Source organism: Pseudomonas sp. NGC7, from assembly GCF_047159675.1.
Lineage (GTDB): Bacteria > Pseudomonadota > Gammaproteobacteria > Pseudomonadales > Pseudomonadaceae > Aquipseudomonas > Aquipseudomonas kermanshahensis.
Genome location: NZ_BAAFZY010000001.1, coordinates 751466 through 770866, shown reverse-complemented (window position 1 = coordinate 770866; position 19401 = coordinate 751466). Strand labels below are relative to the sequence as shown.

Annotated in this window: 18 protein-coding genes; 10 read left to right on the top strand and 8 right to left on the bottom strand. The window is 62.2% G+C overall.

What is annotated here, in order from left to right; all coding sequences use genetic code 11:
- Positions 1 to 131: 131 nt before the first annotated feature.
- The 5 genes from ACMCNM_RS03505 to ACMCNM_RS03485 form a co-directional block, all read right to left on the bottom strand.
- The gene (locus tag ACMCNM_RS03505) at positions 132 to 2432 is read right to left on the bottom strand and encodes a PqiB family protein (protein WP_027594580.1); all 2301 of its coding nucleotides are present in this window, start codon (positions 2430 to 2432) and stop codon (positions 132 to 134) included.
- Complete coding sequence (locus ACMCNM_RS03500; protein WP_027594581.1) at positions 2425 to 3048, bottom strand: paraquat-inducible protein A; 624 nt, start codon at positions 3046 to 3048, stop codon at positions 2425 to 2427. Before ACMCNM_RS03500 ends, ACMCNM_RS03505 begins: the two co-directional genes overlap by 8 nt.
- Positions 3035 to 3694 carry a paraquat-inducible protein A gene (locus tag ACMCNM_RS03495; protein WP_027594582.1) on the bottom strand — a complete coding sequence of 220 codons (660 nt, stop codon included), beginning with the start codon at positions 3692 to 3694 and terminating at the stop codon, positions 3035 to 3037. Before ACMCNM_RS03495 ends, ACMCNM_RS03500 begins: the two co-directional genes overlap by 14 nt.
- Positions 3695 to 4211: 517 nt before the next feature.
- The gene (locus tag ACMCNM_RS03490) at positions 4212 to 5705 is read right to left on the bottom strand and encodes a CoA-acylating methylmalonate-semialdehyde dehydrogenase (RefSeq protein ID WP_027594988.1); all 1494 of its coding nucleotides are present in this window, start codon (positions 5703 to 5705) and stop codon (positions 4212 to 4214) included.
- A 73-nt stretch (positions 5706 to 5778) separates the two neighbouring features.
- Complete coding sequence (locus tag ACMCNM_RS03485; protein ID WP_027594987.1) at positions 5779 to 7125, bottom strand: aspartate aminotransferase family protein; 1347 nt, start codon at positions 7123 to 7125, stop codon at positions 5779 to 5781.
- 118 nt (positions 7126 to 7243) lie between these two features.
- Here ACMCNM_RS03485 and ACMCNM_RS03480 point away from each other — a divergent pair, with 118 nt between their 5' ends.
- From ACMCNM_RS03480 to ACMCNM_RS03455, 6 genes are all read left to right on the top strand, one after another.
- Positions 7244 to 8161, top strand: a complete 918-nt coding sequence (locus tag ACMCNM_RS03480) for a LysR family transcriptional regulator (RefSeq protein WP_186682074.1) — start codon at positions 7244 to 7246, stop codon at positions 8159 to 8161.
- A gap of 90 nt (positions 8162 to 8251) precedes the next feature.
- On the top strand, positions 8252 to 8914 hold the full coding sequence (locus ACMCNM_RS03475) for a TetR/AcrR family transcriptional regulator (protein ID WP_412763950.1): 663 nt from the start codon (positions 8252 to 8254) through the stop codon (positions 8912 to 8914).
- Positions 8915 to 8923: 9 nt separating this feature from the next.
- Positions 8924 to 9508, top strand: coding sequence for an IMPACT family protein (locus ACMCNM_RS03470; protein ID WP_186682075.1), 585 nt, complete (start codon positions 8924 to 8926; stop codon positions 9506 to 9508).
- A 367-nt stretch (positions 9509 to 9875) separates the two neighbouring features.
- A complete protein-coding gene (locus tag ACMCNM_RS03465; protein WP_085273980.1) occupies positions 9876 to 10562 on the top strand; it encodes an SDR family oxidoreductase in 687 nt (228 codons plus the stop codon).
- A gap of 120 nt (positions 10563 to 10682) precedes the next feature.
- On the top strand, positions 10683 to 12038 hold the full coding sequence (locus tag ACMCNM_RS03460) for an 8-oxoguanine deaminase (protein WP_412763949.1): 1356 nt from the start codon (positions 10683 to 10685) through the stop codon (positions 12036 to 12038).
- A gap of 83 nt (positions 12039 to 12121) precedes the next feature.
- On the top strand, positions 12122 to 13069 hold the full coding sequence (locus ACMCNM_RS03455; RefSeq protein ID WP_027594981.1) for an adenosine deaminase: 948 nt from the start codon (positions 12122 to 12124) through the stop codon (positions 13067 to 13069).
- Between the two features lie 19 nt (positions 13070 to 13088).
- On the opposite strand, the gene ACMCNM_RS03450 is transcribed toward ACMCNM_RS03455, so the two are convergent.
- Positions 13089 to 13802, bottom strand: coding sequence for an ArsR/SmtB family transcription factor (locus tag ACMCNM_RS03450; protein ID WP_186682083.1), 714 nt, complete (start codon positions 13800 to 13802; stop codon positions 13089 to 13091).
- A 529-nt stretch (positions 13803 to 14331) separates the two neighbouring features.
- On the opposite strand from ACMCNM_RS03450, the gene ACMCNM_RS03445 reads away from it, so the two are divergent.
- A complete protein-coding gene (locus ACMCNM_RS03445; RefSeq protein ID WP_085273983.1) occupies positions 14332 to 14529 on the top strand; it encodes a hypothetical protein in 198 nt (65 codons plus the stop codon).
- Here ACMCNM_RS03445 and ACMCNM_RS03440 read toward each other — a convergent pair.
- Both ACMCNM_RS03440 and ACMCNM_RS03435 read right to left on the bottom strand, forming a co-directional pair.
- On the bottom strand, positions 14480 to 15661 hold the full coding sequence (locus ACMCNM_RS03440) for a multidrug effflux MFS transporter (RefSeq protein ID WP_027594978.1): 1182 nt from the start codon (positions 15659 to 15661) through the stop codon (positions 14480 to 14482). The genes ACMCNM_RS03445 and ACMCNM_RS03440 overlap by 50 nt on opposite strands.
- Positions 15662 to 15773: 112 nt before the next feature.
- On the bottom strand, positions 15774 to 15971 hold the full coding sequence (locus ACMCNM_RS03435) for a heavy-metal-associated domain-containing protein (protein ID WP_027594977.1): 198 nt from the start codon (positions 15969 to 15971) through the stop codon (positions 15774 to 15776).
- Between the two features lie 142 nt (positions 15972 to 16113).
- On the opposite strand from ACMCNM_RS03435, the gene ACMCNM_RS03430 reads away from it, so the two are divergent.
- The 3 genes from ACMCNM_RS03430 to cueR are packed head-to-tail and all read left to right on the top strand — an operon-like array spanning position 16114 to position 19359.
- Positions 16114 to 16500, top strand: a complete 387-nt coding sequence (locus ACMCNM_RS03430; RefSeq protein WP_027594976.1) for a hypothetical protein — start codon at positions 16114 to 16116, stop codon at positions 16498 to 16500.
- Between the two features lie 52 nt (positions 16501 to 16552).
- On the top strand, positions 16553 to 18952 hold the full coding sequence (locus tag ACMCNM_RS03425; protein WP_412763948.1) for a heavy metal translocating P-type ATPase: 2400 nt from the start codon (positions 16553 to 16555) through the stop codon (positions 18950 to 18952).
- Positions 18949 to 19359, top strand: coding sequence for a Cu(I)-responsive transcriptional regulator (gene cueR / locus ACMCNM_RS03420; RefSeq protein ID WP_027594974.1), 411 nt, complete (start codon positions 18949 to 18951; stop codon positions 19357 to 19359). The genes ACMCNM_RS03425 and cueR overlap by 4 nt, the downstream gene beginning before the upstream one ends.
- Positions 19360 to 19401: the final 42 nt, after the last annotated feature.

Genomic DNA, 19401 nt, shown 5'->3' with positions numbered 1-19401 from the left:
TGGGCTGTGTGTAGGAGCAGCGAAGAGGCCGGTGCAAGCACCTGACATCAAGGGTGCCTGCACCGGCCTCTTCGCAGCACAAGGCTGCTCCTACACAAAGCCAGGGCCGCATTGTACGGCCCTGGCATGCATCACTTGGCTATCTGGATCTTCGGCGCCCACTGCAGCCATTGATCCTCTGCCTTGTCGAACAGGGCAAAGGTTTGTTGCGGCCGCGCCGGGTTGCCCATCTGCTCACCATCCGGGGTGGCAAAGGCAATACCGCCATCGATCAGTGTCTCCAGCGACTCGGTACGCACCGTAGCGCCCTTCAACAGCCCCCAATCGAAACCAAAGCCACTGCTGTTCCAGAAGCGGCTGCCGCTGCGCACCAATGCGGCATAGCGCGGCTCGATAAGGATATGGATCAGCACGCGGTCGGCGCTCTGGCCCAGCTCGAAGCCTGTCACCTTGCCAACTGCAACTTCACGGTAGGTCACCGGCACACCCGGCTTGATCGAACCACGCCGCGGTGCACTGAGCGTCAACGGCAAGCCGACCTCAGGGCCAGCTACCTCCGGGGCATCTGCCAGGGCAATGAAATCACGCTGCGTGCCTCTGTCTTTGGCCGCCGGCTGCACTTCCAGGTATTGCCCACCAATCAAGGTGTCGAGGTTTTCAGTGCGCACCAGACCCAGCGCAGGCTTGACCACCCAGAACTGGGTGCCGACCCGGGCAATACGCTCCGCCGCTTCGGTAATGCGTGCACGCAACAGCACCGCCTGCAAGTCTGCGGTCAGGTCGACGCTTTCAATACTGCCAACGTCTAGACCACGGAAGCGGATCGGCGTGCCTGGCTTCAAGCCATCGGCACGGTCGACACGAATGGTGATCAAGGTACCCGCACGATTGACCGCCTCCTCGCTGTCATGCAGGCGGAAGCGTGGAATATGACGCTTGAGCGCCACATCAGGCCTTGGCGTGTCGAAGGCGATACCGCCAGCCATCAGCGTTTGCAGTGATTCACTTTTGATCTTGATGCCCGACAACCCACCGGTCAGGGTAATACCGCTGACATTCCAGAAGCGCGACGAGCCGTTGACCAGCTTCTCGTACTCCTTCTCGATGTGCACACCGATCAGGATGCGGTTGCTGTTGCGGGCGAACTGGTAGCTCTGCACGCTACCCACTTTCACCTGGCGATACATCACCGGGCTACCGACTTCCAACGAACCCAGGGTATCGGCGAACAGCACCATGTGCAGGCCCGGTGCCTTGAGGTCCAGCGGCGGCGCCTTGGGCCGAGCCTCGAACTCACGCAGCGGCTTGGCGCCCTTCTCGCCGGGGCGAATGGCAATGTAGTTACCTTTCACCAAGGCCTCCAGGCCTGTGATGCCCGCCAGCGAGATGGACGGCTTGACTACCCAGAACTGTGTCCCTTCGACCAGGTAGTCCTCGGTCAGCGGGTCGAGGGTGAGCTCTGCCATGGCGCTGCCGAGGTTATCCTCCATCTTCAGCGCTTTCAGCGAGCCGACCTGTATGCCTTTGTACATCACCGGCGTACGACCGGCCTGCAGGCCTTCGTAGTCACTCAGCTTGACCTTGATGCGGATACCGGCCTGGGCAGCATCGAAGTCTTCGTACAGGCGGAACGGCAGACTGGGGTCGGTTGGCGGGCTGTCCTTGCGGTATTCCGGTGTCGCGAAAGCAATACCGCCGGCGACGATGCTCGAGAGCGACTCGCTGCGCACCTTCACGCCCGACAGGCTGGCATCGATACTGATGCCGCTGGCATTCCAGAAACGCGTGTGTTTGCGCACCAGGCTGGCATAGGCGGGCTGGATGAATACCTTGACCTCGACCGTATCCTGATCATCGGAAAGCCGGTAGCTCTTCACCCGGCCGACCTGAATCTGCTTGTAGAACACCGGGCTGTCGCGGTTGAGCGACCCCAATCGATCGGCCTTGAGCGTCAGGTGCAAGCCGGGCTCACTGTCGGACAAGGGCGGTGCCGTGGACAAGGCGGTAAAGCGCTTGGCCTTCTCCCCTTCGCCAGGGCTGACGGCGATGTAGTTACCCGAGACCAAAGTTTCCAGGCCGGAAATACCCGCCAGGCTGACGCTTGGCTTGACCAGCCAGAAGCGCGTACCGGTTGTCAGGTGTGGTTCTGCCGCCTTGTTCATCTCAATGGTGGCGATCACCCCTTGGTTGTCGCCCTTGGCGTCCAGCACCAGGGACGTCACCTTACCGACCGGCATGCCCTTGTAGATAACTTCGGTCTTGTTGGCGACGATCCCTTCACCGGTGGTGAAACGAACTTCGATTTCTACACCCGCATCCCGATACGCCTGCCATGCCAACCAGCCGCCGATCATCAACGCAATCAGCGGCAGAATCCAGATGGCCGACCAGTTCGAGGCTGGGCGGGTTTTTGCCGTAGGCAGGTCACTCATGGTCGTCATCCGACTCCGTGTTATCCCAAATCAGTCGGGGATCGAAAGTTAAAGCAGCGAGCATCGTCAGGATCACCACAGTGGCAAAGGCGACAGCACCCAGGTTGGCTTCGACACTGGCTATTCGGCCGAAATTCACAACCGCCACCAGAATGGCGATGACGAAAATATCGAGCATGGACCAGCGTCCGATGAATTCGATGAAGCGGTACATCAGGATCCGCTGGCGCGCAGAAAGCGGCTGTCGGCGTTGAACGGAGTACAACAGTAAGCCGATGCCCACCAGCTTGAAGGTGGGCACCAGGATGCTGGCAATGAAGACCACCGCCGCAATGGGCACCATACCGTGCTTGAGCAGGGTAATGACGCCCGACATGATGGTATCGGGGCTGCCCTGGCCGAGCGTGCTGACGGTCATGATCGGCAACAGATTGGCAGGGATGTACAGAATGGAAGCCGCAATCAACAGCGCCCAGGTACGCACGATGCTGTTGGGTCGACGGCCATGCACGATGGCGCCACAGCGCGTGCATGCCTGCGAGGCGCTGTCGGCCTCCTGCCTGTTCAGTTCGTGACACTCATTGCAGACAAGGATGCCTGCATCAATCGCCCGCATGGAGATCCTCCCCGGAAAGCGCACTCCAGATCTGATGCGGTGACATCACCACTTCAAGCCACACCTGAATCAATAACAAACTGATGAAGCAGAAAAGGCCCAACCCGATGGTCAACTCGGCCAGGTCCACCAGTTTGACGATCGCAACCAGCACGCCCATGAAGTAGACCTCGAGCATGCCCCAGTCGCGCAGATGGTGATAGATGCGATAGCACAACAAGCCATAGCTGCGCCCTACATCCAGGCGAATGCTCAGCAGCACCGCCAACTGGCACAGCAGTTTTGCCAGGGGAATGGCCATGCTGCACAGGAAAACCACGACGGCCACGCCACGCATTTCGGAGTTGTAGAGGCCTAAGACGCCACTCCACACCGTATCGTCGGACGTCTGGCCAAGCAGGTGCAGCTGCATGATCGGCAGGAAATTGGCCGGCACGAACAGCAAGAGGGCGGTGAGCACCAGGGCTAGGCTACGGTTGACCACGTTGTGCCGGTGGGCGTAAAGCTCATAGCCGCAGCGCGGGCACTGGGCCTTTTCGTCATGCTGCAGCACGGGCTTGCGCATCAACAGGTCGCATTCGTGGCAAGCAACGAGTTCGTCCAGCGGCAATTGAGCCAGTGCTTCGGGTTCGACAGGGTTGGGCATATCGAGCTTCTGAATGGATGCGTGGGCTCTATTCTAGTGATCTGGCTCAAAATGTGGGAGGCGACTATTGACCGGTGTGCAACTGCAGGTGCCAGTCGGTGCTGAAGCCCGGAAAAGACAAAACCCCTACCTGCTCGCGCAGATAGGGGTTTTGCGAAATGAATCTTGACGATGACCTACTCTCACATGGGGAAACCCCACACTACGCGAGAAACTCGTTTAGCTTCAAACACTTGGCTCGCTGCGATCTCTCGTAGCGGGAGGCGAATCATACAGCGTTTAGAAGCGCTGTCAACCACCATTTCAACCGCTGACGATCTTTCGATCGAAGCCCTTACAACATTGCCTGAATCGATTAACTCGTTGATACTCAAGGAGTTTCTCGTTCCAATCACGCTGGAAGTGGGGCGCATTATAAGGGGATTCGAAACCCCGTCAACCTTTAATCCAAGAAACCTTAATAAAGCTGAAAAACAAAGCGGGGAGGCCCTCCGGCCTCCCCGCTTTTGTTCATGCTTTATAGGCTAGGGAACGCAAACTGCGATGCCTCATGGCTGGCCCGCTGCGGCCAACGCTGGGTGATGGCCTTGCGACGGGTATAGAAACGCACCCCATCCGGGCCATAAGCATGCAGGTCGCCGAACAACGAACGCTTCCAACCGCCGAAGCTGTGGTACGCCACCGGCACCGGCAACGGCACGTTCACACCGACCATGCCCACTTCGATCTCGTCACAGAACAGGCGCGCTGCCTCGCCATCACGGGTAAAGATGCAGGTGCCGTTGCCATATTCGTGATCGTTGATCAGCTGCATGGCCTGCTCCAGGCTGTTAACCCGGACCACGCACAGCACGGGGCCGAAGATCTCTTCTTTATAGATGCGCATCTGCGGGGTCACCTTGTCGAACAGGGTGCCACCCACGAAGTAGCCATCTTCATTACCTGCAACGCGCAAGCCACGGCCATCCACCACCAGCTTGGCGCCAGCAGCTACACCGTCGTCGATGTAGCCAACCACCTTGTCGCGGGCAGCAGCGGTAACCAGCGGGCCCATGTCCAGGCCACACGAAGTACCGGCACCAATCTTCAGCGCCTTGATCTGCGGCTCCAGCTTGGCGATCAGTGCATCGGCAACCTGATCACCCACGCACACCGCCACCGAAATCGCCATGCAGCGCTCACCGCACGAACCATAAGCTGCACCCATCAGCGCGCTGACAGCGTTGTCCAGGTCGGCATCGGGCATCAGCACGGCATGGTTCTTCGCACCGCCCAGCGCCTGTACGCGTTTGCCGCGCTTAGTGCCCTCGGCGTAGATGTACTCAGCAATCGGGGTCGAGCCGACAAAGCTCAGCGCTTTCACTTCCGGAGCCTCGATCAGCGCGTCCACAGCTTCCTTATCGCCATGCACCACGTTGAGGATGCCTTTAGGCAGGCCGGCTTCCAGCAGCAGTTGGGCAATGTACAAGGTCGAGCTCGGGTCACGCTCGGACGGTTTCAGGATAAAGGCGTTACCGCAGGCAATGGCCAGCGGGTACATCCACAGCGGGACCATGGCCGGGAAGTTGAACGGGGTAATACCGGCGACCACACCCAGCGGCTGGAAGTCGGACCAGGCGTCGATGTTCGGGCCAACGTTACGGCTGTACTCGCCCTTGAGCACTTCAGGTGCCGCACAGGCGAACTCGACGTTCTCGATACCACGCTTCAGTTCGCCTGCAGCGTCTTCCAGGGTCTTGCCATGCTCTTCGCTGATCATCTGCGAGATGCGGGCTTCGTTCTGCTCCAGCAGTTGCTTGAAGCGGAACATCACCTGGGCACGTTTGGCCGGCGGCGTATTGCGCCAGGCCGGGAAGGCAGCCTTGGCCGAATCGATGGCTTCCTGAACGGTCGCACGGCTGGCCAGTTCGACCTTGCGCACGGCCTGGCCAGTGGACGGGTTGAAGACATCGGCGGTGCGCTCACCCTTGGTAACCAGCTCGCCGTTGATCAGGTGTTGAACAATGCTCATGCAAAACTCCAGATAAAGAGGGGTGACACAAGCGCGTGATCACTTCACGCGCTTGCCATCAAAATCGCAACGATCAATCGATCTGGTTGAGGGTCTCGCCCACCGCGTCGAACAGGCGGTCCAGTTCCTGCGGCTGGGTATTGAAGGTAGGGCCAAACTGCAGGGTGTCGCCACCGAAGCGCACATAGAAGCCGGCCTTCCACAACTTCATCGCCACTTCATAAGGGCGCACGATCGCATCGCCGTCGCGGGCAGCAATCTGGATCGCGCCGGCCAGGCCATAGTTGCGGATATCGACGACGTTCTTCGTGCCTTTAACCCCGTGCAGCAGTTTCTCAAAGTGCGGCGACAGTTCGGCCGCAGCCTGCACCAGGCTTTCCTTCTGCAGCAGGTCCAGTGCGGCAATGCCGGCGGCACAGGCCACTGGGTGGGCCGAGTAGGTGTAGCCGTGGGGGAACTCCACCGCGTATTCCGGCGTCGGCTGATTCATGAAGGTTTGATAGATCTCGGTGCTGGCAATGACCGCACCCATCGGGATGGCACCGTTGGTGACCTGCTTGGCGATGCACATCAGGTCTGGCGTCACGCCGAAGGCTTCAGCCCCGGTCATCGCGCCCATACGGCCGAAGCCGGTGATCACTTCGTCGAAGATCAGCAAGATGTTGTGCTGGGTGCAGATCTCGCGCAGGCGCTTGAGGTAGCCCTTCGGTGGCGGCAGAACACCCGCCGAGCCCGCCAGCGGTTCGACAATCACCGCAGCGATGTTGGAGGCGTCGTGCAGCTCGATCAGCTTGAGCATTTCGTCGGCCAGGGCAATGCCGCCCTCCTCTGGCAAGCCCTTGGAGAACGCGTTCACCGGCAGCACGGTGTGAGGCAGGTGGTCGACGTCCAGCAACTGGCCGAACATCTTACGGTTACCGTTCACGCCACCCAGGCTGGTGCCGGCGATGTTCACGCCATGGTAGCCACGGGCACGGCCAATGATCTTGGTCTTGGTCGCCTGGCCTTTCAGGCGCCAGTACGCACGGACCATCTTCAGCGCGGTATCGGCGCACTCGGAACCGGAGTTGGTATAGAAGACGTGGTTCAGATCGCCCGGGGTCAGCGCGGTGATCTTTTCCGCCAGCTGGAACGACAGCGGGTGGCCGAACTGGAAGGCCGGAGAGTAATCCAGGGTACCGACCTGACGGGCTACGGCCTCGGTGATTTCCTTACGGGTATGCCCGGCGCCGCAGGTCCACAAGCCAGACAGGGCGTCGAAGATCCTGCGCCCCTTGTCATCCACAAGGTAGTTACCTTCCGCCGCCACGATCAGGCGTGGGTCGCGATGGAAATTGCGGTTGGCGGTGTAGGGCATCCAGTGGGCATCCAGCTTGAGCTGGCTGGCGATATCGGTGGGAGCGGTTTCCGGCATGTTCATCGGCGGTTCCTCGAAAGACGATTAGGCAACGATGGATCTTGTTGCGGCTAAATTGGCACGGCGATAAAGTCTGAAAAAGCCTGCTTTTCTAATCTTCAGATAGGGCAACACTAAACTAATGAGCCGACGCCCCGACCCACTCGCCCAAGTGAGCGATTTTGACATTCGCCTGTTGAAGATCTACCGCAGCGTCGTCGAGTGCGGCGGCTTCTCGGCAGCCGAAAACGTGCTCGGGATCGGCCGCTCGGCCATCAGCCAACAGATGAACGACCTGGAGCAACGCCTCGGCCTGCGCCTGTGCCAGCGTGGCCGAGCCGGTTTCTCACTGACCGAGGAAGGCCGCGAGGTCTACCATTCGGCCCTGCAGTTGCTCAGTGCCCTGGAAAGCTTCCGCACTGAGGTCAACGGGCTGCACCAGCACTTGCGTGGCGAGTTGAACATCGGCCTGACCGACAACCTGGTGACCTTGCCGCACATGCGCATCACCCACGCGCTTGCCGAGCTCAAGGACCGCGGCCCAGATGTGCGTATCAACATCCGCATGATCGCGCCCAGCCAAGTCGAGCACGGCGTCCTCGACGGCAGCCTGCATGTCGGCGTAGTGCCGCAGACCATCGCCCTTTCAGGCCTTGAATACCAACCGCTGTATAGCGAGCGTTCGCTGCTCTATTGCGCAGTAGGCCACCCGCTGTTCTATGCCGACGACCACCAGATAGACGACGACCGGCTCAACAGCCAAGAGGCCATCACCCCCACCTTCCGCTTGCCCGCCGATATCCAGGCCCACTACCAGGCGCTGCATTGCACGGCCAGCGCGTCGGACCGCGAAGGCATGGCATTCCTCATCCTGACGGGCCGCTACATCGGCTACCTGCCCGACCACTACGCCAGTTTCTGGGTGCAGCAAGGCCGGCTGCGTGCCCTCAAGCCCCGGCAGCGCTTCTATGACTTGAGCCTGAGTTGGGTGACGCGCAAAGGGCGGCGGCCGAACCTGGTGCTCGAGAGCTTCCTGGATAGCCTGGCTGCGACACGCTGATGCCTGTCTCTGACGCAAACGCTTGTCACTTCGGCGTAGGCAGGTAATCTTGTCCGACAGCCGCTGCCACTGACCCGTACGGAATCGTCCATGACCCTTGAAGTCCCAGCGCATCGCCTCTCCGCCTCGGGCAAGCCCGCCGGCCGCATCCGCCAGAAAAACGAACAGGCCATCATCCAGGCCGCCGAAGATGAATTCGCCCGCCATGGTTTCAAGGGCACCAGCATGAACACCATCGCGCTGAAAGCAGGGTTACCCAAGGCCAACCTGCATTATTACTTCACCAACAAGCTGGGCCTGTACATTGCCGTGCTCAGCAACATCATCGAGTTGTGGGACAGCACCTTCAATGCCTTGAGCGTCGAGGACGACCCGGGCGAGGCACTGAGCCAGTACATTCGGACCAAGATGGAGTTCTCGCGGCGCAACCCGCAAGCCTCGCGCATTTTCGCCATGGAAGTGATCAGCGGCGGCAATTGCCTGAGCGAGTACTTCAGCGCCGACTACCGCGAGTGGTTCCGGGGCCGGGCCGCAGTGTTCCAGGCCTGGATCGAAGCAGGCAAGATGGACCCGGTCGACCCGGTGCACCTCATTTTCCTGCTCTGGGGCAGCACCCAGCACTATGCCGACTTCGCCACGCAGATCTGCCAGGTCACCGGCCGCAGCCGCCTGACCAAGCAAGACATGGAAGACGCGAGCAGCAACCTTATCCATATCATTCTCAAGGGGTGCGGCATCAAGCCGAGTGCCTGACAGCCATTTATGCCTTCTACCCTGCTCGACCTCTGCGAGTTTCGTGAAGAAATCCGCAAAAGCCGCTTCATCACCCTCGCCGGCCCAATCAACAGTGCTGCCGAGGCGATGAGCTTCATCGAACGCCACAGCGACCTGGCGGCCACCCACAACTGCTGGGCGTGGAAGCTTGGCGGGCAATACCGCAGCAATGATGACGGCGAACCGGGCGGCACCGCCGGGCGCCCTATTCTGGCCGCCATCGAAGCGCAAGACTGCGATCAGGTGGTGGTGCTGGTGATCCGCTGGTATGGCGGCATCCAGCTGGGTACCGGTGGCCTGGCCAGGGCCTATGGCGGTGGCGCCAACAAATGCCTGCAACAGGCGCCCAAGCGGGTGCTGGTGCAGCGCAGCGAATACACCTGCAGTTGCAGCTTCAGCGAACTGGCCTTGGTGAAGCTGCGCCTGGCGGACGTCGACGGCCTGGTGCTGGATGAACAGTTCACCGCCAATGGCGTTGACCTGCACATCGCGGTCGGTGAAGCCCACCTGGCCCCCTTGCGCCAGCAACTGGCCGACCTGAGCCGTGGGCGCATTCTGCTGGAAGCGCGCTGAACATTGCTCACAAGAACTGTGGGCCTGCCTGTGGATAAGCTTGGGGCACTCTCTTGCAGCCCATTGGTTTCAAGGCCCCCAGAGCTTTGATCATATTTTGATCACTATTTGATGGCAGTCGCAAATAGCTGAAACCTCAAAAGTTATCCCCAATTCCTGGAGTGGTTACGCACTGGCCACTCCGCTCGGCTTGCACACAATAACTGTGGAACAGCCTGTGGATAACCCGTTAGCCAACAGGCGAAGCGCCCGTCTACAAGCAGCCTGGCGCCATCGATCATTTTTTGACCAGCTGCAGCGCAGGCACAGTTAGCGACTCTGCAGTATGCTCAAATCCTTTTTCCTACACCGATAAAGGAATGTTCCTATGGCTAACTCAAGAACTGCCCTCATCATCGGCGCCTCACGCGGCCTTGGCCTGGGGCTGGTGCAACGCCTGCAAGAAGATGGCTGGAACGTCATCGCCACCGTGCGTGACCCGCAAAAGGCCGGCGCCCTGGCCCACGTTCCCGGTGTGCGCATCGAACAGCTGGAGATGAACGACACCGCTCAGCTCGATGGTTTGAAGCAACGCCTGCAAGGCGAAGTGTTCGACCTGGTATTCGTCAACGCGGGCGTCATGGGGCCGCTGCCACAAGACCTGGAAACCGTCCGCAACCAGGACATCGGCGACCTGTTCATGACCAACGCCGTGGCCCCCATCCGCGTCGCCCGCCGCTTGGTTGGCCAGGTGCGCGAAGGCAGCGGCGTGCTGGCCTTCATGAGCTCGATCCTGGGAAGCGTGACGATCCCGGACGGCGGTGAAGTCTGCCTGTACAAAGCCAGCAAGGCGGCCCTGAACTCGATGATCAACAGCTTCGTCGTCGAACAACAGCGCCCCGGCCTCTGCGTGCTGGCCATGCACCCCGGCTGGGTGAAGACCGACATGGGCGGCGAAAATGCGGAGATCGACGTGCTGACCAGCACCCGCGGCATGCTCGAGCAGATCAAGGCGCAAAGCGGTAAGGGCGGCCTGCGCTTCATCAACTACAAAGGTGAACCGCTGATCTGGTGAATTGAAAGCCGCGTGGCGAGGCAGTAGACTCGATGCCTCGCCCCCGTGGCGGACCTGGATCAGCAGACAGGGCAACACTGAGCTGGCTAACCTGAACCCACTTTCAGAGGAGCCGGCACCATGCCTGCGACCCGTATCTGGTTGAAGTCCCCCCTTGCCATCTTCACTGCCAACGGCGCCGACGCCCGTGGCGGGCTGGTCATCGAAGACGGCCGCATCACACAACTCCTGGCCTTTGGCGAAAGCCCCAGCCAACCGTGCGACCAAGTGTTCGATGCCCGCGAACATGTGGTAACCCCCGGCCTGATCAACACCCATCACCACTTCTACCAGACGCTGACCCGCGCCTGGGCACCGGTGGTCAACCAACCGCTGTTCCCCTGGCTGAAGACGCTGTACCCGGTATGGGCACGCCTCACCCCCGCGAAGCTGGCGCTGGCCAGCCAGGTGGCACTGGCTGAACTGTTGCTGTCGGGCTGCACGACTGCGGCCGATCACCATTACCTGTTCCCGCAAGGCCTGGACAACGCCATCGACGTGCAAGTCGAAGTGGTGCGCAAGCTGGGCATGCGCGCGATGCTGACCCGCGGCTCCATGAGCCTTGGCGAAGACGACGGCGGCCTGCCACCCCAGCAAACGGTGCAACAGGGTGAAGTGATCTTGGCCGACAGCCAGCGGCTTATCCACAGCTACCACGAGCGCGGCGAAGGTGCGCAGATCCAGATTGCCCTGGCACCCTGCTCGCCCTTCTCGGTCACACCCGAGATCATGCGGGCCAGTGCCACGCTCGCCGAAGAGCTGGATGTGCGGCTGCACACCCACCTGGCAGAGACCCTTGATGAGGAAGACTTCTGCCTGCAGCGTTTCGGCCTGCGCACCGTGGACTACCTGGACAGCGTCGGCTGGCTCGGCCCACGCACTTGGCTGGCTCACGGCATCCACTTCAATGGCGACGAAATCGCCCGTCTGGGCGCGGCCGGCACCGGTATTTGCCACTGCCCGAGCTCGAACATGCGCCTGGCCTCGGGCATCTGCCCAACCGTCGACCTTGAAGCCGCCGGTGCCCCCGTGGGCCTGGGCGTTGACGGTTCGGCCTCCAACGACGCCTCCAACATGATCCTCGAAGCCCGCCAAGCGCTGTACCTGCAGCGCTTGCGCTATGGCGCCGAGCAGATCACCCCAGAGCGTGCCCTGGGTTGGGCCACGCGCGGCTCGGCGCGGCTGTTGGGGCGCCAGGACATCGGCGAGCTGGCCGTCGGCATGCAAGCCGACCTGGCGTTGTTCAAGCTCGACGAACTGCGCTTCTCTGGCAGCCATGACCCGCTGTCGGCGCTGCTGCTGTGCGGCGCCGACCGCGCCGACCGAGTCATGGTCGGTGGCCAGTGGCGGGTCATTGACGGGCAAATCGAAGGCCTGGATATCCAAGGCCTGATCGCCGATCACCGCCAGGCGGCCGCGCAGCTCATCGCCGGTTGAGGCAACACAGGGCCTGGCCGGGCGCAATGCCTGGCCAGGCCCTGTAGAATGGCGGCAACCGTACCTGATCGAGATAACCAACTATGTATGACTGGTTGAACGCCCTGCCCAAGGCCGAACTGCACCTGCACCTGGAGGGTTCGCTGGAGCCCGAGCTGCTGTTTGCCCTGGCCGAGCGCAACAAGATCGCCCTACCCTGGGACGATGTCGAAACCTTGCGAAGCGCCTACGCCTTCAACAACCTGCAGGAATTTCTCGACCTTTATTACCAAGGCGCGGATGTCTTGCGTACCGAGCAAGACTTCTACGACCTGACCTGGGCTTACCTGCAACGGTGCAAGGCGCAGAACGTCATCCACACCGAACCCTTCTTCGACCCGCAAACCCACACAGACCGCGGTATCCCCTTCGAGGTGGTGCTCAACGGCATCAACCAGGCGCTCAAAGATGGTCGGGACCAACTGGGCATCAGCAGTGGCTTGATCCTGAGCTTCCTGCGCCACCTCAGCGAAGACGAAGCGCACAAGACCTTGGACCAGGCACTGCCGTTCCGCGATGCCTTCATTGCCGTAGGCCTGGACAGCTCCGAAATGGGCCACCCGCCGAGCAAGTTCCAGCGTGTGTTCGACCGCGCCCGCAGCGAAGGCTTCGTCGCCGTTGCCCACGCCGGTGAAGAAGGCCCGCCTGAATACATCTGGGAAGCCCTGGACCTGCTGCACATCAAGCGTATCGACCACGGCGTACGCGCCATCGAAGACGAGCGCCTGATGCAACGCATCATCGACGAGCAGATCCCACTGACCGTCTGCCCGCTGTCGAACACCAAGCTCTGCGTGTTCGACCACATGAGCCAGCACAACATCCTGGACATGCTTGAGCGCGGGGTGAAGGTCACCGTCAACTCTGACGACCCGGCCTACTTCGGCGGCTACGTCACCGAAAACTTCCATGCCTTGCATACCCACCTGGGCATGACCGAAGACCAAGCGCGCCGTCTGGCGCAAAACAGCCTGGACGCGCGACTGGTCTGATCAGACGTTGGCGTTGCGGTTACCCAACCTGCAACGTCTGCACGCGGGCAATGCGATTGATCTGCTGGATGCCCAGCGCCGAGATATGCAAAGCCCGCGTGTCCTCCGATTCGCGCATCCAACCCGACTGCAGAAACAGCCTGAACAAGGCCTGCCCCAGAACGCCGCCCAAGTGTGGCCCCTGGTTGTTCCAGTCAGTGCAACGGCAGATCACACACCCCCGTTGCTGGTGCGGCGCCAAGGCATCTATGTAGACGCCGACCAGCGCCAGTTCTGCCCGCCCTTGCTCACTGACCACCAGTTGCCGGTCAGTGCCCTCCAACCAACCCGCCACCACCAGACGGTGATACAACTCCCCGGCCAGCTCGCCGCCGAGGTGGTCACCGCAGCGCCGCGCCCTGCGGATCGACATCGGCAACTGCAAGGCTGCCGCCTCGGGGTGGTCGTCTCTGGCGCTGCCCAACTGCACGCTGGCCAGTGCTTCCACCGCTGCCCCTACCTGAGGCGTGGCCAGGCGGAAATAGCGTTTGCGGCCCCGCGCCTCATGCCGCAGCAAACCCGCCGAAGACAGCAACGAGAGGTGGGCGCAGGCGGAAGACGAGGTCAGCCCGGTCATCATCGCGAGCTCGTTGGCCAGCCGTGGGGTGCCGTCGATCAGCGCCCACAACATGGCGCTGCGCTTGGGGTCGGCCATCAGGCTGGCGATCTGGCTGATACTGCTGACTGCGTTCATGTCCCTGTAACTCCCTGCACGTTTTTATATGGATGCAATGGCCAACCCTGGCACTGGGATCGCCTGCCTGACAGTCGCCGGCCTTGAGAGGGAAACCCTGCTCGCTGGCATCGGCGCTGGTCGCCAGTATAAGCCGCAGAAACCCCCTCTCAGGGCGCTAGCCGCTTCAGCCCACCTGTCAGAAGTCCACTGGGTATACCTACCCATGAGAGATGATGTGTCTGTGCAGTGAGCCCGCCCAATACCCCGCAGTTGAGCAGTGCCCCAGCACTCAGCGGGACAGAGGCAGGTCATGAGCTCTATTCGCCCTGTGCAGGTTCGGACGCGACCGACAAGCAGCTTCCATAAATAGCGCAAACAAAAGCGAAGCTTCTACATGCCTCCAGGTATTACACCCGGCGCATGACGGTCAGGAGGGAAGAACAGGGGGGGGAAATGACCGTCAGTCAGACCACGGATGCCGGTCATGGCAGGCACAGGGCACAGCGCTACACTTCTTCCGCTCACACCCCATTGGAGGTATGCCGCGATGAAAATTGTCGTCAGTGCGTCGAGCCGCAACCCCGTCTGCCCTTGGCAGGTTCAGCTCGACCAACACGTGGTGAGTTTCCGCAGCGAGGCCGAGGCGCGTGCCTTCGTCGCCACATTGGAAACCCGCCTGCAGGCGCCTCACCCGCTTATGCGGGACGCCTGGCCTGCAAACGCCGGGTCAGCAGCGCGACACTGACCACCAGCGCCCCGCACAGGCTGATCACCAGTGTCATCGGCACCGCACTGCCATCGTGCAACAGCCCGACCAACGCCGCCGCGCCTGCGGCGACGCTGAACTGCAGGCAGCCCATCAGCGCCGAGGCGCTGCCTGCGCGTGCGCCCTGCCCGCTCATGGCGCAGGCCGACGCATTGGGGATGATGCAACCCAGGCTGGCGATACACACGAACAACGGCACCAACAGCGGCCATAACTGGCTCGGCCGCAGTGCAGCGACGCCCAGCAATACCAAACCTGCAGCCAGGTACATCCACACAGCACGCACCAGCAGGAAGGCTGGGCCGCGCTTGGCCAGCAAACGGGCATTGACCTGCGCCACGAGGATAAAGCCCGCCGCGTTGGTGCCGAATAACCAGCCATAGTGCTCGGCAGGTACGCCATATAACTTGATGAAGACGAATGGCGACCCCGCGATGTAGGCAAACATACCGGCAATGGCAATACCCCCGGTCAAGGCATGGCCAAGAAACACCCGGTCATTGAACAAACGCAGGTACTGGCGCAGCGCCCCGGACAGCGGCTGGCGCGGCATGTCCGCCGGCAGGCTTTCCGGCAGGCCCAGGCTGACCGCCAGCAGGCAGGCCGCGCTGAACAGGCTCAGGACGAGGAAGATCGACTGCCAACCGGCCAGGTTCACCAACACCCCGCCAAGCATTGGCGCCAGGATCGGCGCCAGGCCCATCACCAGCATCAACTGCGAGAACACCTTGGCCGACGCCACCGGGTCGCACTTGTCGCTGACGATCGCCCGCGACAGCACCATCCCGGCACAACCGCCCAGGGCCTGGACGAACCGCGCCAGGACCAGGGTGTCGAGGTTGGGGGCATAGGCACAGGCCAGCGACGCCAGGGTAAACAGCGCCACGCCGAACAACAGCGGCTTACGCCGCCCGAAGCGGTCGGCCACCGGGCCATAGGCCAACTGCCCGATGGACAGGCCAAGGAAGTAGGCGGCCAAGGTGGCCTGAACGTGTTTTTCATCGGTGGCGAAAGCCTGCGCCATGGCCGGGAAGGCGGGCAGGTAAAAGTCGATCGCCAAAGGCCCGAACGCACTCAATGCGCCCAGGATGAGCACCATTCGCAGGTTCATCAGGAATCCATAGCAGGCTAAGCAAGTGCGTAAGTCTACCTGCTAAGGACTCGACCAGCATGAAAAGATTTGCAACAAAACCGGGGGCCTCATGCGCCCCCGGCGCAGGGCTTCACGCCAGCTCGGCCTGGTAACCCTCGTCACGAATCGCGGTGAGGATCTGCTCCACCGCCATGGCACTCTGCACCCGCACCTGCTTGCCTGCCAGGTCGACTTCGACCTTGGCATCGGCGTCCTGCCCCTGCACCGCACGGGTCACCGCTTTGACGCAATGGCCACAGGTCATGCCTTGTACATTGAACACTTGCATAGGGTTGCCTCCTTCAGGTTTTCACGCAGTTTCAAGCTTGCCATCGGGGCAAGGTCAAGCCCCTGCGCGCGTCCGGGCTGGAAATCCGCGCTCACGTCGGCCAAGCTGCGCCTTTGACGATCAGGCAAGCAGGAGATTCATCATGTTCAGGGCAGCATTGGGCGTCGTCGGGCTTTTGAGCGCGCTGGCTGCGGTGCCACCGGCCAACGCCGAAGGCAACTCGGACTACAGCGTACTGATCATTTCGCGGGAGCGCCTGGAAGTGGCCACCAACTGCGAAATCGGCGTGTACCTCAACGATCAGCTCTCCGGGCGCGTATTCCAGGAGCAATCGACCGCCTTCAACCTGCCACCAGGCCCTGTAGATATACGCCTGCGCCTACTGCCAGGGCAGACCCCCGGTTGCGCCCCCGGTATCGAAGACCAGCGCAGCACACGTTTGAACCTGCAGGCGGGCCAGATCAACAAATACCGGATTGCCATGGGCCACAATGGGCTGGAATTGAAGCGCGCCGGCCTAGGCTATTGACCTTGCCTACGTGGCAAGGTTGATGCTGGAGGCCAATCCAAGGAGGACAGCCATGCCCGCATCCACCACCTTCGACCTGCCGATTTCCGGCATGACCTGCGCCAGCTGTGCTGGCCGGGTCGAGCGCGCCCTGCGCAAGGTCGACGGCGCTGAACAGGTCAGCGTCAACCTCGCCACCGAACAGGCCCGGGTCCAGGCCCCGGCCAGCAGCCTGCCGGCCTTGCTCGACGCCGTGCGTGAAGCCGGCTATGGCGTGCCCACCCGTACTGTCGAGTTGCAGATTGACGGCATGACCTGCGCCAGTTGCGTCGGCCGCGTCGAACGCGCACTCGGCAAACTGCCTGGGGTCGAACAGGTCAGCGTTAACCTGGCCAGCGAACGCGCGCACCTCGAGGTGCTCGCGGCCCTCGACGACAGCCTGCTGATCGACGCCGTGCAAAAGGCCGGCTACAGCGCCAGCCTGCCGCACGCAGGCCACGATGATCAGCGCGATGCCCAGCGCCGCCTGCGCAACGAACGCCTGGCGGTCGGTGCCGCCTTGCTGCTGGCCCTGCCACTCGTTTTGCCGATGTTGGTACAGCCTTTTGGCCTGCACTGGATGCTGCCCGCCTGGGCGCAGTTTCTGCTGGCTACGCCCGTACAGTTCATTCTCGGTGCACGCTTTTACGTGGCCGCCTATAAGGCCGTGCGTGCCGGCGCCGGCAACATGGACCTGCTGGTGGCCCTTGGCACCAGTGCCGGTTACGGCCTGAGCCTGTACCAATGGGCACAAGCCCCTGCCGGCATGGTTCCGCACCTGTATTTCGAAGCCTCGGCCGTGGTCATTGCCTTGGTCTTGCTGGGCAAGTACTTGGAGAGCCGCGCCAAACGCCAGACCGCCAGCGCCATTCGGGCCCTTGAAGCACTGCGCCCCGAACGCGCAGTGCGCGTGGTCGATGGCCGCGAAGAAGACGTGGCCATCGCCCAACTGCGTGTGGGTGACCTGGTCGTGGTCAAACCCGGTGAACGCTTCCCGGTCGATGGCGAAGTCGAGGAAGGCAGCAGCCATGCCGACGAGGCCTTGATCAGCGGCGAGAGCCTGCCAGTGCCCAAGCAGCCTGGCGAACCCGTCACCGGTGGCGCCATCAATGGTGAAGGGCGGCTACTGGTGCGCACCCAGGCATTGGGTACCGAAACCGTGCTGGCCCGGATCATCCGCCTGGTCGAAGATGCCCAGGCGGCCAAGGCGCCTATCCAGAAGCTGGTGGACCGGGTCAGCCAGGTATTCGTCCCCGCCGTACTGGTGATCGCGCTGATCACGCTGATCGGCTGGTGGCTGGCCGGTGCCCCGCTGGAAACCGCGCTGATCAATGCGGTCGCCGTGCTGGTGATTGCCTGCCCCTGTGCACTCGGCCTGGCAACGCCAGCGGCGATCATGGCCGGCACCGGTGTCGCCGCCCGCCACGGCATCCTGATCAAGGACGCCGAAGCCCTGGAGCGTGCCCATGCAGTGAACCGGGTCGTGTTCGACAAGACCGGCACCCTGACGTCCGGCAGCCCACGCGTGGTCCACAGCCAGGCACTGGTCGGCACCACCGCCGAGCTGCACCGCTTGGCCGGCGCCCTGCAGCGCGGCAGTGAGCACCCATTGGCCAAAGCCGTGCTGGAGGCGTGCGCTGAGCAGCAACTGGAGGTGCCAACAGTCGTCGACAGCCAGTCGCTGACCGGGCGGGGCATCGCCGGGCGGGTGGAAGGCCGTGACTTGGCCCTGGGTAACCGTCGCCTGCTCGACGAGAGCACGCTGCAACCCGGCGGCTTGGCCGCCAAAGCCCACGCCTGGGAGGCTGAAGGGCGTACGCTGTCCTGGCTGATCGAGCGCGGCGCGCAACCTCGCGTGCTGGGCCTTTTCGCCTTCGGCGACAGCCTCAAACCGGGCGCAAAGCAGGCTATCGATAGCCTGCACGCTCAACACATCAGCAGCCACCTGCTGACCGGCGACAACCGCGGCAGCGCGAAGGTGGTTGCCGACGCCCTCGGGATCGACGACGTGCATGCCGAAGTGCTGCCTGCCGACAAGGCTGCCACCGTGACGGCACTGAAACAGGACGGCGTGGTGGCGATGGTTGGCGACGGCATCAACGATGCCCCGGCCCTTGCCGCTGCCGACATCGGCATCGCCATGGGCGGTGGCACCGACGTGGCCATGCAGGCCGCCGGCATCACCCTGATGCGCGGCGACCCACGCCTGGTACCCGCAGCCCTGGAGATCAGCCGCAAGACCTACGCGAAAATCCGCCAGAACCTGTTCTGGGCGTTCATCTATAACCTGGTCGGTATCCCCCTGGCCGCGCTGGGTTACCTCAACCCGGTACTCGCCGGCGCCGCCATGGCCCTGTCCAGCGTCAGCGTGGTCAGCAATGCGCTGTGGCTCAAGACCTGGAAACCCACCAGCAGCTCCCAGGAGGCACCATGAACATCGGCCAGGCCGCCCGCCGCAGCGGGCTCAGCACCAAGATGATCCGCTACTACGAGTCCATTGGCCTGCTCAAGCCAGCCACCCGCAGTGACAGCGGCTACCGCCTTTACCAGCCGGAAGACCTGCACAGCCTGGCCTTCATCAAGCGCTCCCGCGACCTGGGCTTTTCTCTGGAAGAGGTCGGCAAGTTGCTGACCCTCTGGCAAGACCGCCAAAGGGCCAGTGCCGACGTCAAGGCGCTGGCCATGCAACATATCGATGAGCTGAACCGGCGCATAGAAGAGCTGGTGAGCCTGCGCGACACACTCAGCGACCTGGTCTCCCACTGCCAGGGAGACGAGCGGCCGGACTGTCCGATCCTGAAGGATTTAGCAAACGGAAACGTTGGCGGATGTTGCCGCTGAGGCTCGCCACGACGCTTTGGTATGCCATATTCGCCTAAACAC